General features: G+C 62.8%; 14 protein-coding genes. 3 read left to right on the top strand and 11 right to left on the bottom strand.

The genetic code is table 11. From position 1 onward, the window contains the following. The 11 genes from FHT28_RS11315 to FHT28_RS11265 are packed head-to-tail and all read right to left on the bottom strand — an operon-like array spanning position 1 to position 9,012. Positions 1-861 carry a Pnap_2097 family protein gene (locus FHT28_RS11315; protein WP_047558618.1) on the bottom strand — a complete coding sequence of 287 codons (861 nt, stop codon included), beginning with the start codon at positions 859-861 and terminating at the stop codon, positions 1-3. A gap of 2 nt (positions 862-863) precedes the next feature. After that, complete coding sequence (locus tag FHT28_RS11310) at positions 864-2,135, bottom strand: MSMEG_0569 family flavin-dependent oxidoreductase (protein ID WP_168596286.1); 1,272 nt, start codon at positions 2,133-2,135, stop codon at positions 864-866. Positions 2,136-2,147: 12 nt separating this feature from the next. Beyond that, positions 2,148-2,435 (bottom strand): MSMEG_0570 family nitrogen starvation response protein, encoded by a 288-nt coding sequence (locus FHT28_RS11305; RefSeq protein WP_047558624.1) that lies wholly within the window; start codon positions 2,433-2,435, stop codon positions 2,148-2,150. Next, a complete protein-coding gene (locus FHT28_RS11300) occupies positions 2,428-3,582 on the bottom strand; it encodes an MSMEG_0565 family glycosyltransferase (protein ID WP_168596285.1) in 1,155 nt (384 codons plus the stop codon). Before FHT28_RS11300 ends, FHT28_RS11305 begins: the two co-directional genes overlap by 8 nt. Next, positions 3,579-4,553, bottom strand: coding sequence for a sll0787 family AIR synthase-like protein (locus FHT28_RS11295; RefSeq protein ID WP_168596372.1), 975 nt, complete (start codon positions 4,551-4,553; stop codon positions 3,579-3,581). Before FHT28_RS11295 ends, FHT28_RS11300 begins: the two co-directional genes overlap by 4 nt. A 2-nt stretch (positions 4,554-4,555) precedes the next feature. Beyond that, positions 4,556-5,098 (bottom strand): MSMEG_0567/Sll0786 family nitrogen starvation N-acetyltransferase, encoded by a 543-nt coding sequence (locus tag FHT28_RS11290; protein ID WP_113102377.1) that lies wholly within the window; start codon positions 5,096-5,098, stop codon positions 4,556-4,558. Continuing rightward, a complete protein-coding gene (locus tag FHT28_RS11285) occupies positions 5,095-6,213 on the bottom strand; it encodes an MSMEG_0568 family radical SAM protein (RefSeq protein ID WP_113108932.1) in 1,119 nt (372 codons plus the stop codon). The genes FHT28_RS11290 and FHT28_RS11285 overlap by 4 nt, the downstream gene beginning before the upstream one ends. Further along, a complete protein-coding gene (locus tag FHT28_RS11280; protein ID WP_037193372.1) occupies positions 6,140-7,183 on the bottom strand; it encodes a Nit6803 family nitrilase in 1,044 nt (347 codons plus the stop codon). Before FHT28_RS11280 ends, FHT28_RS11285 begins: the two co-directional genes overlap by 74 nt. A gap of 56 nt (positions 7,184-7,239) precedes the next feature. After that, positions 7,240-7,722, bottom strand: a complete 483-nt coding sequence (locus tag FHT28_RS11275) for an MSMEG_0572/Sll0783 family nitrogen starvation response protein (RefSeq protein WP_037193052.1) — start codon at positions 7,720-7,722, stop codon at positions 7,240-7,242. Next, a complete protein-coding gene (locus FHT28_RS11270) occupies positions 7,691-8,005 on the bottom strand; it encodes a hypothetical protein (RefSeq protein ID WP_131512134.1) in 315 nt (104 codons plus the stop codon). Before FHT28_RS11270 ends, FHT28_RS11275 begins: the two co-directional genes overlap by 32 nt. 56 nt (positions 8,006-8,061) lie before the next feature. Then, positions 8,062-9,012: a LysR family transcriptional regulator gene (locus FHT28_RS11265; protein WP_037193051.1), complete on the bottom strand. Its 951-nt coding sequence runs from the start codon at positions 9,010-9,012 to the stop codon at positions 8,062-8,064. A gap of 98 nt (positions 9,013-9,110) precedes the next feature. Here FHT28_RS11265 and FHT28_RS11260 point away from each other — a divergent pair, with 98 nt between their 5' ends. From FHT28_RS11260 to FHT28_RS11250, 3 genes are read left to right on the top strand one after another with little or no spacing between them, the layout of a single operon-like run. Then, a complete protein-coding gene (locus FHT28_RS11260; RefSeq protein ID WP_092573609.1) occupies positions 9,111-9,986 on the top strand; it encodes a dioxygenase in 876 nt (291 codons plus the stop codon). Beyond that, positions 9,983-11,041 (top strand): maleylacetate reductase, encoded by a 1,059-nt coding sequence (locus FHT28_RS11255; RefSeq protein ID WP_037193047.1) that lies wholly within the window; start codon positions 9,983-9,985, stop codon positions 11,039-11,041. The genes FHT28_RS11260 and FHT28_RS11255 overlap by 4 nt, the downstream gene beginning before the upstream one ends. Positions 11,042-11,099: 58 nt before the next feature. Further along, on the top strand, positions 11,100-12,380 hold the full coding sequence (locus FHT28_RS11250) for an ABC transporter substrate-binding protein (protein ID WP_047558638.1): 1,281 nt from the start codon (positions 11,100-11,102) through the stop codon (positions 12,378-12,380). Positions 12,381-12,416 lie beyond the last annotated feature (36 nt).

The raw sequence follows: 12,416 nt of genomic DNA, 5'->3' as shown, positions 1-12,416 counted from the left end.
CTAGCCGTCCCGCAGCAGCGCGAACAAGATTGCGATCTCGGTGCCATCTGGGCGCAGCAGACGGCAGGCGATGCCGGTATCGCCAGGCTTTACGACGCTCAACTCGATGGTAACTGCGTCCTGGGCTCCGATATTCCCTTTGAGGAAAACGTCCCGCCGCACGACGTCAAGGCGTTGCTCTGGAAACCACGCTTCCAGCGCGCGCGTCATGAGCGCCTGGAATTCCGCGAAATAGAAGAGCCCCGCGCCGTTGAACTCCTCTGCCATGGATGGCTTGAACCTGAAACTCTTCAGGTACCGCCCGATCGCAGGCGTCATGCCGAGATGTGTCTGTGCCGTGCCGCGACGAAGGGCGGCGGCCGTGGCGGCGAGCTCGCTTGTCGCAAGTATTTCGCCCTTGCTGCGAGCATGTTCGACGCGCACCAGCGAGCGATTGTCGCCTTCTATGTCGCGCCGGACGAAGGCGGAGATCAGTTCGACGTCGGCGATGCTGGTGCCACCGATGCTCAGATGATGCCGGCTCGAATATTGCGTCCGCGAGATCCGATGCAGGGAAGAGCGAATGGCCAGCACATCGTTGGCGCGGGCAAGCTGAAGCTTCGTGCCGGTCATAGATGTCGCGCAGATCGAGGCATAGACCTCGCGGCCGTCAGCGGTGCGGAAATCCGCATTGTCCATGCCGAGATGCCGCGCCAGCATCAGCCAGTGCCGGTGGCCGAGTTCCTTCATGAGCCAGGTCTCGGACAGTCCGACAGGGCTCAGATGCGGCATGCCGAGAAGGATATATGGATCAAGCGCACGCTCCATCAGCGCGCGTGCTGAGGGCGTCTGTGGCTGGGCATCGAGGACGGCAATGGTCATGATCAGCGCCCAACCGCCTGTCTGAGGACCGGCTGGCTGCCCTCGAGGTATCCGGCGAGATGATCGACGACATGCTCCGCATCCTTGCCGACGGCAAGAAGGCGCCCGGAGCCCCAGGTCCAGAGCCAGGGCAGGCCGAGCACATAGACGCCGCCGATGCCGGTGACGCCGCGCCGCTGCACGGGATAACCCGTGCCGTCGAAGATCGGCAGACCGACATAGGACCAATCGGGGTCGAAGCCCGTCGCCCAGATGACCGACGTCACCCCCTCGGCCGCAAGATCCAGTTCGCTCGGTTCGATCGGCGGCTCCCAGAGCGGCGTGTAGACACTGGCCGGCGGCGCATCGATGCCTTTTTCGGCGATGTACCGATCGATCAGCCCGTTGATGCCGTTATAGACCCGGTCGGCATTATTCAGATTGGCCTTCAGGTTCGGCGCAAAGAGCATTTTCCCGCCGGAAATACCGTCCATCCGGCCGTAGAGCGACATGCCCTCCAGCGCGAATTTCCGCAGATCGATATCCCGTCCGCCGTCTCGGCCGGTCAGGTAGTGGTTGGTATCGTGCTTCTTCTTGGTCATTCCGTCATGTTCGACCGTAATGTCGTATTGGCCGACATCCGCGAGCCAGTCCACCACGTCACGGCCGCGATAGAAGCGGGCGCAGCGCGGGGCGTTGCCCGTCACCATATGCACCTTCCGGCCGGCCAGATGCAGGTCTTCGGCGATCTGGCAACCGGATTGGCCGGAGCCGACGACGACGACGGAGCCCGCCGGCAATTGCAGGGGATTGCGATAGTCGACGGTATGGATCTGCAGGATATCGTCCGGGAGGCGTTCGGCGGCTCGGGGAATCGACGGCCGGCTGTAAAGGCTGGTCGCGAGCACGACGCAATCCGCGGTGACCGTGCCGGCAGAGCTTTCCACCTTGAAGACGCCATCGACCTTTTCGAGCAGGCTGACCGTCGTGCCTTCAAGCACCGGCGCATCCACCTTTTTGATGAAGCGGTCGACATAGGCGATGATCTCGTCCTTGATCATGAAGCCGTGCGGGTCGTCGCCGTCGTAGGGATGGTCGGGAAGCTGGCATTGCCAGTTTGGCGTCACCAGGCAGAAAGCGTCCCAGCGCTCATCCTTCCATTTGTGGGCGACGGTCTTCTTCTCGAAAACGACGTGATCGATGCCGTGCTTTTTCAGATAATGGCTGGCCGAAAGTCCGGCTTGGCCGCCACCGATGACGACGGCGCTATAATGCGGCTTGAGCGATAAGGTCATGGCTGGTTCCTTTCAGAGAATGAAGTTTTGGCAGCGGACGCGCGCATCGGCCTCGTCGAGAAAAAGCGCTCCGGCCGCCTCGAGGCGGGCAAGCTGGTTGCGTGCGAGCGAACATGGATAGCCGTATTTCGCCTCGACCCGATCGCTGGCGATCGTCAGCGCCTTGCGGCTGCGGTCGAGGAAATCGCGGATCGGATAGGCCTCGCCTTCCGCGAAAAAATCCCGGATGATCAGCGAGGGCGAATAGCAGGTCTCTTCGCGGCCGTCCGGCCAGGCAATGACGAAACGCATCTCAGGCATGGGCGCTCTCCTTCAATGCCGCATAGGCGGCAAGATGCGCTTCTCCAACGCGCCGCCAGCTGAAGCGACCGGCGACTTCCAGGCCGCGCGCGATGACGCGGTTGCGGATCTCGGGGATCAGAGCGAGCGCCATGGCTTCGGCGATCGACGCCGAATGCTTGGGATCACACCAGATCGCGTCATCGCCCGAGAGATATTCCGTAAATGGGGGGATCGAGGAGACGACGACCGGTACGCCGCTTGCCATCGCCTCCAGCACGACCAGTCCGAACCCCTCCTTCAGCGAGGGAAAGACAAGCGCGTCGGCCAGCCTGTAGAGATTGGGCATGTCCTCGTCGGTGACCGGGCCGATCACATGGACGGCGGCGGCGTGATCGCGCAGCAGGGCGAGCTCGGAGCGGAACTCCTCCTGATAGCCGCTGTGGTCGAGCAGCGAGACGCCTCCTGCGATGACCAGCCGCGCATCGGGCTGGACGGCGCGAAGCTGCCGGAAGGCGTCGAGGATGCCGATCGCATTCTTGCGCGCCTCGATGCCGCCGATGCTGAGGAAGGTCGGACCGGGCGGCAGGCTCAGGCGATCGCGCAGGGCCGCCTGTTCGCCGCTCCAGCCCGGGGTGAAGCGTTCGCTATCGACGCCGTTGCCGACAACAGTCGCTTCGATCCCGCGACCCTTGAGAATGCGCTGCCATGTGGCGCTGACGGTGAAGAAGAGGCAGGCCTTGTCGATGGAGCGATCCTGCAGCGCCATCAAACGTGGATCGGCGAACTGGTCGATGTGGTGAACGGTCCGGGCAAAGGCGGGGATCAATCCACGCTCGTTCAACGTCGCCAGCGCATTGCCGGAAATGCCGTCATGGGCGTGGAATATATCGAAATGGCGGGCCGCCGGCTTTTCGAAATAGCTGACATAGTCGGCGATCCTTTGCTCCACCATGCTTGTCATGTCGCCCGGCGCCGGGGCGACGGGGATGCATGCCGCGCCGCAGGCCGGCTTGCGAAAGAAACCGGTGCCTTTGGCATCCGGCGCATGCAGGACGACCTCGTGACCAAGCGCGGTCAGCGCTTCGGAAAGCTGCATCGCATGCACCACGCCGCCGCGCGGATTGGTGGAGTGTGACAGCATGGCGATCCGCAGCGGGCGTATCATGCGGCGTCCTCCCGTCGTCCAAGCTTCAGCAACGGCGTTTCGGCGTGGTCGCGAATGACGGCGCGCTCCGTGCCGTCGGTGATCGCCACTTCGCTGCCGGCGAGAACCTTGCCAATGGCGGCGGCGCTGATGCCGCGCTCGGTAAAGCGGCGGATCGCGCCCTCAGCCTTTCCGGGTGCGACCGAAAGCAGATAGCCGAAGCTCGGAAAGGTCGCGAGCCATCGCTCCAGCGTCACCTCGGCCGGCAGCGGAATGGTTGACACGTCGATCTCGATCCCGACGCCGGAACATTCCGCCAGCATGATCGCCGTGCCGATGATACCGCCCTGGCTGATGTCCTTGGCGGCGAGCGCCAATCCCGCCTCGGCAATTTGCGGCAGGATTTCCAGGTCGCCGCGAAGGCGCTGAGGCGGCGCATCTGTCGCCGCTTCCCAGTTGTTGAACGGTTCGCGGTAACGGCCGCGATGGTCGACGGCGGCGATGAGCACGTCGCCTGCCTTCGCGTCGAAGCTTGTCAGCAGCTTTTTAGCCCGCCCGAGAATGGCGGCGGACAGCTGGCTGCGGTCGGTGCGGATATTCGTATGACCGCCGACGATCGGCACGCCGAAGGCTCCGGCCGCGGCGCGCATGCCCTCCAGCACCGGGGCGACACTTCGCTCGCCATCGGCCCAAACAGCGTCGACGACCGCGATCGGACGTCCGCCCATCGAGGCGACATCGGAGATATTGACCATCACGCTGCACCAGCCGGCAAACCAGGGGTCGGCAGCAACGAATTCGTTCATGAAGCCTTCGATGGCGAACAGCAGATATCCGTCGCCATCCTGCAGCGCGGCACAGTCATCACCGACGGCGACAGGCTGGCCGGCAAGCCCGAGACTGGCGGCGACCGCGCCGATATCCGCCTTGGCGGCAATGCCGTTCGATTCGGCAAGCCGAACAGTGAGTGACTTGATGTCGATCGCCACCATGATCAGGCCGCCTTCTTCGGCAGCGCGACGAATCCCGTTTCCGGCGTCGGGCATGGGGGGTACCAGGCAAGGTCAGCTTTCATTCTGAGATGCGGCTTGCCGTAGATCTCGAACTCCTCGATCACGTCCCAATGCAGGCGGCGGAACAGCAGGCCGTTCTGCTCCTGCACATTGGCGAGGAAGGTGTGGCAGCCCATCGCATTGGCGGAGGAGACGGCGAGCCGGATGAGCGTTGCGCCGAGCGCGCCGATCTTGCGGAAATCCTCATGAACCGCGAGCCGCGAGCCCCACCACAGGCCGGGCTCGGCCTGATGAATGCGCACCGTGCCGACCAGCCTGTCGGCGACCGGCCCCATCATGGAGAGTGCTACGATCGGAATCGCATGGTCGTCGATCGCGTCGCGATCGTCGCCTTCGAAAATTTTCTGCTCCTCGCAGAAGACGGAGCGGCGCAGCGCATGCGCTTCCCGCCGCTCCCATGCGGATGTTGCGAACTTCACCTGGAATTCGCCGGCCTGATAGGGTGCGAAGGGCTCGAAGATCATCTGGTCAGCATCCTTTCATAGGTGGAAAGGGCCGAGCAGGCGCCGCATTTGCCGCAGCCGGCCTTGATGTCGGTCGCCTTCAACCCGCTTTCGACCAGCATTTTCGAGAGAGGACCGAGGATCGAATGCATGAAATCCGGCTTCGGGGCCGGATGGCTTTCGAGCGGCGTTCCCGAAATCGGCACGAACGGAACCACGAAGGGATAGACGCCGATTGCGACCAGTCTTTCGCAGATATCGAGAATGGCCTGGCTTGTATCCCCGAGGCCGGCGAGGATGTAGGTCGAGACCTGCCCACGCCCGAAGACCTCTACCGCCGCCTTGAAGGAGGTCATGTATTTGCTGATCGGCACCTGCGCCTTGCCCGGCATGATGCGGGCGCGGATTTCGGGCGTCACTACTTCCAGATGCATGCCGAGCGCATCGACGCCGGCCTCCTTCATACGGGCAAACCAGGCGTCGTCTTCGGGTGGTTCGCATTGCGCCTGGATCGGCAGGTCGACGGCGGCCTTGATGGCGCGGGCGCTGTCGGCAAGGATTGCCGCGCCGCGATCCGGCCCTTTTGGCGTGCCTGTCGTCATGACCATGTGCTTGACGCCGTCCAGCTCGACGGCCGCCTTGGCCACTTCCGCGAGCTGTTCCGGGGTCTTGTGGGCAATCGTGCGGCCGGCGGCCAGCGACTGGCCGATGGCGCAGAACTGACAGGTCTTCGTGCGGCTTTGGTAGCGGATGCAGGTCTGCAGCACCGTGGTCGCCAGCACGTCGCGGCCGTGCAGGACGGCTATCTGCGAATAGGGAACGCCGCCGGCCGTCGTTCGCTCGTAGAAGCGCGGGCGCAGCGGAAAGGAGACCTCACCCAGCACGCGGCCGTCCCGGCTGATGCGGCTCCTGCCGCTCTCGTCCGGCCTCTCGACGAGATAGGGGCTTTCGAAGGCCGGCGCCGTATGCACTGGCACCATGACCGTCATGCCGTCGATCGTTATCGGCTTGTGATCGGACGGGCCGGCGCCGCCACGGCGGCTCTCATGGCCCGCTTTCGGATCAACCAGCCTGGCTCCGAACGACTGCAATTCGTTGATCAGGATTTCGGTCGGAAGACGCGTCGTCGTGTCCATCGGTGTTGTTCCTTGCGGGTGCGATTTCGAAAGAATTGGGGGAGGTGATCATCGGCGCCGTGGCGCGGCCGTCGATGGCGAGATGCAGAAGTTCGGGGCGTGCGTAGTGACCGACGGAATCCATCATCCGCTTGCGCTTGACGATCAGGCTCATGTCGAGATCGGCGATCAATATGCCTTCGCCCTCGGTGAGCGGCGGGGCGAGGTGCCTGCCTTCGGGCGAGATGATCGCCGTCATGCAGCCGCCGCGCAGCGCCTTTTGCAGGGTCTGGTCGGGTGTGATCGAAACGATCTGCTCGTCGGTCAGCCAACCCGTCGCATTGACCACGAAGCATCCGCTTTCCAGCGCATGATGGCGGATCGTCACTTCCATCTGCTCGGCAAAGATCGGCCCGACCATCGAGCCCGGAAACTGGGCGATGTGGATTTCCTCGTGCTGGGCCATCAGCGCGTAGCGGGCGAGCGGATTGTAATGCTCCCAGCAGGCAAGCGCGCCGAGCCGCCCGATGCGGCTGTCGACGACCGCAAGGCCCGAGCCGTCGCCCTGGCCCCAGATCATCCGCTCGTGGAAGGTCGGCGTGATCTTGCGGCGCTTCAGGATGAGCGTGCCGTCGGCATCGAAGAGGAGCTGGCCGTTATAGAGCGAGCCATGGTCGCGCTCGTTGATGCCGAGCGCGACGACGATACCGTGCTCGCGGGCCGCAGCGGCGACCGCATCCGTGGCGGCACTGGGCACGGTGACCGCCTCTTCATAGAGACGCAGGTGCTCCTTGCCGGAGAGAACCGGCGGCAGCACGAATGAGAAATAGGGGTACCAGGGGACGAACGTCTCCGGAAAGACGATGAGATCCGCACCCTTCGATGCAGCCTCCCGGATCGCTTCCAGGACCCGCGCGAGCGTTTTCTCACGCGAGGTCAGGTCCGGGGCGATTTGCGCAGCGGCGGCGCGGACGATCGGTTTCTTCTCCATGGCGGGCTCCATCGGTTGGGACGAGGGAGGCGAAGCGGCGCTCCGCCTCCGGCGGGTCAGAGCGTCCAGGTGTCGAGGATGAAGGCGCCGTCGCGACGATGGATCAGGATGAGGTCGAGAACATCGAGCGGGCTGATCGGCCTGATTCCTGGAATAAGCGAGGATTCGCCGTGGCCGTAGAGCGCCTGGAGAGCGAACCGGCATGCATAGACCTTGCCGCCTTCCTCCATGAAGCCCTTGATCTGGTTGTTGAAGTTGAGATGACCCGGGAAGGCCTCGGCTCCGAGCCTGGGAAAGCCGCGCTGCACGCCAAGCGTAACGCCCGGGCCGTAGAGAAGAACGGATGTTTCGAAGCCCTTTCGCTTCAGGCGCTTTGCCTGGAGCAGGTTCACAAGGCCGATCGAACCTTCGAAGGCAACGGTGTGGAAGGTGATAAGGGCTTTCTCACCCTCTTTGGCCTGAACGTCCTCGAAGACCTTCTCTTCGTAGTCGACGAGAAAGTCTCCGTCAGCATGGGCGGGTGCGGTAATTGTGGGCATGAATGGCTCCTGTGTTTGAAGTCAGGCCCCGTCGCGGGGAGTACAGCCATTCAATTGCAAGCACCGTGCCAATATCGATTTTGCCTAAATTACAACCAAAGGAATGAATTATGCAGTCAATTATGCTATCAATAATTTGATATATCTGCTGTTGGACGGAATTTGACAAAATATAGGGCAAAATCATGCCAAAAATGAAAGCCATCATGCATCCAATTAATGCATTCAATATACATTCATTTGATGCGCCAAACGCATCCCCGTTCGGGAGAAATTTCGGCATGATGCTGGCTCTCCGGGTAGCGATCGGCCGGCATGAGGCAGGCCAAGGCCTGCGCGCTACACCCCCCAGACGACGGATTCCTCATGGCGCTTGATGAGATGCCTCAGTGTCTCGAAACCCGAGCGGACAAAGTCCGCGAACTGGTCGACTGCGGGAGAGCGTGGCGCATCGATGCGTTTCAGGATGGAAAGCGCGCGCTCGGGATGGGGAATGTTGATCGGCAGCGCGGTGATGCTCTTATCCTTGCGTTGGGCGAATACCACGCTGTGCGGCATGACTGTCAGAGCGTCCGCAGCTTTCAGATAGTTGATCACGCCCATCAGCGACCCGCCGGAATAGCGGATCTTGATCTCGGTCGCGCCGAACGACAGGAGCAGCGCGCGCAGGTCGGCCAGCAGCGGGCTGCCCGGCGGCGGCGCGACCCAGGGATAGTCCAGAAGCTGGGCTGGCTGCAGCTTTCTTTTCAGCAGCAGAGGGTGGGTCACCCTGCAGGCGATGACGTTGCGGCCGGGCAAGATCTGTTGGAATTCCAGCCCCGAGCCCTCGTCAAGAATATCGATGGGGCAGATGGCGAGGTCTATCTGGTCGGCCTTGAGGGCGGCTCTGAGATCGGAAAAATAGCCGTAGGACTGCTCGATGCGCACATCCGGATGCGTCGCCTGGAATTCGGCGCATAGCCCGGCGATCAGCCCATCCATGAAGAAAGGGGTTCCTCCGACACGGACGACGCCGCTCTTGCCGACGCGGAAGCTCTCCACCAGATCCGTTGCCTTGCGGGAGGCCGCCAGCATCACCAGGCCATATTCGGCGAGCGACGATCCAAGCGCCGTCGGCTGCAGCGGCCGCCTGCCCTTGATGAAGAGCGGCTCGCCCAATCGTTGCTCCAGCATCGAAAGCGTGCGCGACACCGCCGGTTGGGCAAGGCCCAGAAGGGCCGCACCTTCGGTGACACCGCCGGTTTTAACCACAGCCGCAAGCTGAATAAGATGGCGTTCGTCGATCTTCATAACAATCCGTTATATTATGGCGGAAAGAAATCATCAACGCTCCCACCTCTTGCTGCTACCTTGTTGTCGATCAGGCTTGCGTATGTGGGAGGAGATGCATGTCGCCAGGTGTCGATATGCCGATTTTTAGCGAGGCGACCTCATCGGAGGTCTTCGCCGGGCGCCTTCCTCAACAAAAAGGCAATCAGCTGGCGCAGCTGATGGTGGCTGTCGTGGAGCATGTCCACGATCTCATCAGGGAATTCCGGCCGACACAGGACGAGTGGCGCAAGGTGATCGCCTTCCTGACCGAGGTCGGCCACGCAAGCGACGAGCGCCGACAGGAATGGGTGCTGCTGTCAGATCTCCTGGGTGCTTCGGCGCTGGTTGAGGAAATCAACTCGAAGCGGCCGAAGGGCGCGACCCCGAATACGGTGCGGGGGCCGTTCTTCCGCGATGATGCACCGGAGCGCGCGCTTGGCGCATCGATCTCGCTCGATGGTGTGGGTGAGCCTCTTTCCGTGTCCGCACGTGTGCAGGATCTTGACGGCCAGCCTGTCGCCGGCGCCGAAGTCATCACCTGGCAGGCGAATGCTCAAGGGTTCTACGAGAACCAGCAGCCCGACCTGCAGCCTGAGTATAATCTGCGTGGCCTGTTTCGCACCGATCCTGATGGCCGCATCCGCTATCGAACCATCGTGCCGAAGGGATATGGCGTGCCGGATGACGGGCCGGTGGGCAGATTGCTCGCCAATGCCGGCTATCCCTTGCGCCGGCCCGCGCACCTGCATTTCGTCGTTCGCGCCGAGGGGTTCGATACGATCACAACGCATGTCTACGATCGCAACGATCCGCATCTGGGCGAGGATGCCCTGTTCGGCGTGAAGCCCGAATTGCTGCGGGACTTCCGGGTCACCGGTACGGATAACGCGTCGACGAAGACGCTCGACTTCACCTTCGTCATGGTCAGGGCAAAACCAGGGAGGCCGCGATGATCAGCGAATTTTCCTATGCCGGAAGTGCAGCCAGGATCGTTTTCGGCGAAGGAAAGAGCAATAGCGTGGCCGAATGGGTGGAGAAATCCGGCCGTCAGCGTGCACTGGTCCTGTCCACGCCGCATCAGCGCGCCGACGCGGAGGCTCTTGCGAAGAGCTTGGGGCAGCTTTCGGCCGGGGTGTTTGCCGGCGCAGTCATGCATACACCGATCGATGTGACGGAGAGGGCGATGGAAGCCGTTGCCGAAGCCAAGGCGGATTGCGTGGTCTCGCTCGGCGGCGGCTCGACGACCGGTCTCGGAAAGGCCATCGCCTATCGCACGGATCTGCTCCAGATCGTGGTGCCGACGACCTATGCCGGCTCCGAGGTCACCCCCATCCTCGGCCAGACCGAGCGAGGGGTGAAGACGACGGTACGGCATGAGAGGATATTGCCGGAGATCGTCATTTACGATCCGCTGCTGACCCATGGATTGCCGGTCACCATGAGCGTGACGAGCGGGCTGAACGCCATGGCGCATGCCGTCGAGGGACTCTATGCGCAGGATCGCAATCCGATTTCGAGCCTGATGGCGATCGAGGGGCTGAGGGCTTTCAAATCCAGCCTGCCTGCTATCGTTGATGATCCGAGGAATGCTTCTGCGCGTAGCGAAGCGCTCTATGCCGCATGGCTGTGCGGTTCGGTTCTCGGGGCTGTCGGCATGGCCCTACACCATAAGATCTGCCACACGCTGGGCGGCCTGTTCGATACGCCGCATGCCGAGACGCATGCTGTCATGCTGCCGCATACGGCAGCCTTCAATGCGCATGCCGCACGCAGCGAGCTTGCTCCGGCGGCGGAGCTCTTCGGCGGTTCCATCGGCGGCGGCCTCTGGGACTTCGCCAAATCGATCGGCGCGCCCTTGAGCCTGCAGACTGTCGGTCTCAGCGAGGAAGATCTCGACAGGGCCACGGCAGTCGCAATGGAAAATCCCTACTGGAATCCGAGGCCGGTCGATCGTGCCTCGATCCGTCAGATGCTGCAGGAAGCCTGGGAAGGCAAACGCCCGGGGTAGGAAACGACCCGCGCCGCAGGCGCGCTCTTTGGGAGGAGAGGGGATTATGGGAGGAAACATGTTTACCAGACGCGATTTTCTGAAAACCACGGCCGCCGGCGGCACCGCGATTGCGGTATCCGCTTTCGCAGCACCGGCGATTGCCCAGAAGAAACCGATCAAGCTCGGCTATGTCAGCCCGCAAACCGGGCCGCTTGCCGGCTTCGGCGAGGCCGACAAGTTCGTCATCGACAACTTTATCGCGACGACCAAGAAGCTCGGCCTCAGCTACGAGGTCGTGGTCAAGGACAGCCAGTCCAATCCCAACCGGGCGGCTGCCGTTGCGAAGGAACTGATCGTCACCGACGAGGTCAACCTGGTGCTGGTCTCGTCGACTCCGGAGACCACCAATCCGGTGTCCACCACTTGCGAGGCGGAGGAGATGCCCTGCATTTCCACGGTGGCGCCCTGGCAGCCCTGGTTCATCGGCCAGCAGGGCAATCCCGGCGACCCGTCGAGCTGGAAGCCGTTCAACTATGCCTATCACTTCTTCTGGGGGCTTGAGGACATCATTGCCGTCTTTACCGGCATGTGGAGCCAGATCGAGACCAACAAGAAGGTCGGCGGCCTCTTCCCCAATGATGGCGACGGCAACGCCTGGGGCGACAAGGTCGTGGGCTTCCCGCCCGTGCTGGAGAAGCTCGGCTACAGTCTCACCGATACCGGCCGCTTCCAGAACCTGACGGATGATTTTTCCGCGCAGATCAATGCCTTCAAGCAGGGCCAGACCGATATTCTGACCGGCGTGCTCATTCCGCCCGACCTGACCACCTTCTGGAACCAGGCCAAGCAGCAGGGTCTCAAGCCAAAGATCGCGTCGATCGGCAAGGCGCTCCTGTTCCCGCAAACGGTGGCGGCGCTGGGCAATGCCGGCCATAACCTGTCGACCGAGGTCTGGTGGACGCCGAGCCACCCGTTCAAATCGTCGCTGACGGGGCAAACGGCCGCCGACGTGGCTGCAGCCTTCACGCAGGCGACCGGCCGTCCCTGGACGCAGCCGATCGGCTTTGCCCATGCGCTCTTCGAACTTGCTGTCGATGTGATGAAGCGCGCCGAGGATGTGGGTGAGGGCGACGCCGTTGCCAAAGCCATCGGCCAGACTAAGCTGGACACGCTCGTCGGGCCGATCGCCTGGGGGAGCGACAAGCTGCCGCCGTTCGCTCAGAAGAATGTCGCCAAGACACCCCTGGTCGGCGGTCAATGGCGGCTGAAGACCGATGGCGGCTATGACCTCGTCGTGGTCGAAAACCGCCTGGCGCCCAACGTGCCGCTTGGCGGCAAGCTGGAAGCCCTGACGTGATCTCGCGCCGCCATCAAATCCGTTGCCCCGCGCTCG

The organism is Rhizobium sp. SG570 (assembly GCF_012275345.1).
GTDB lineage: Bacteria > Pseudomonadota > Alphaproteobacteria > Rhizobiales > Rhizobiaceae > Rhizobium > Rhizobium lusitanum.
The sequence above is the reverse complement of the archived record's forward strand: the minus strand, read 5'-3'. Positions and strand labels throughout refer to the sequence as shown.

What these genes read in the sequence shown, in the direction of transcription:
- FHT28_RS11255 (WP_037193047.1), top strand. Translation starts at nt 9,983, where the DNA reads ATGATCAGCGAATTTTCCTATGCCGGAAGTGCAGCCAGGATCGTTTTC.
- FHT28_RS11315 (WP_047558618.1), bottom strand. Translation starts at nt 861, where the DNA reads ATGACCATTGCCGTCCTCGATGCCCAGCCACAGACGCCCTCAGCACGC.
- FHT28_RS11250 (WP_047558638.1), top strand. Translation starts at nt 11,100, where the DNA reads ATGTTTACCAGACGCGATTTTCTGAAAACCACGGCCGCCGGCGGCACC.
- FHT28_RS11305 (WP_047558624.1), bottom strand. Translation starts at nt 2,435, where the DNA reads ATGCCTGAGATGCGTTTCGTCATTGCCTGGCCGGACGGCCGCGAAGAG.
- FHT28_RS11260 (WP_092573609.1), top strand. Translation starts at nt 9,111, where the DNA reads ATGTCGCCAGGTGTCGATATGCCGATTTTTAGCGAGGCGACCTCATCG.
- FHT28_RS11310 (WP_168596286.1), bottom strand. Translation starts at nt 2,135, where the DNA reads ATGACCTTATCGCTCAAGCCGCATTATAGCGCCGTCGTCATCGGTGGC.
- FHT28_RS11300 (WP_168596285.1), bottom strand. Translation starts at nt 3,582, where the DNA reads ATGATACGCCCGCTGCGGATCGCCATGCTGTCACACTCCACCAATCCG.
- FHT28_RS11285 (WP_113108932.1), bottom strand. Translation starts at nt 6,213, where the DNA reads ATGGACACGACGACGCGTCTTCCGACCGAAATCCTGATCAACGAATTG.
- FHT28_RS11270 (WP_131512134.1), bottom strand. Translation starts at nt 8,005, where the DNA reads ATGCCGAAATTTCTCCCGAACGGGGATGCGTTTGGCGCATCAAATGAA.
- FHT28_RS11265 (WP_037193051.1), bottom strand. Translation starts at nt 9,012, where the DNA reads ATGAAGATCGACGAACGCCATCTTATTCAGCTTGCGGCTGTGGTTAAA.
- FHT28_RS11290 (WP_113102377.1), bottom strand. Translation starts at nt 5,098, where the DNA reads ATGATCTTCGAGCCCTTCGCACCCTATCAGGCCGGCGAATTCCAGGTG.
- FHT28_RS11295 (WP_168596372.1), bottom strand. Translation starts at nt 4,553, where the DNA reads ATGGTGGCGATCGACATCAAGTCACTCACTGTTCGGCTTGCCGAATCG.
- FHT28_RS11275 (WP_037193052.1), bottom strand. Translation starts at nt 7,722, where the DNA reads ATGCCCACAATTACCGCACCCGCCCATGCTGACGGAGACTTTCTCGTC.
- FHT28_RS11280 (WP_037193372.1), bottom strand. Translation starts at nt 7,183, where the DNA reads ATGGAGAAGAAACCGATCGTCCGCGCCGCCGCTGCGCAAATCGCCCCG.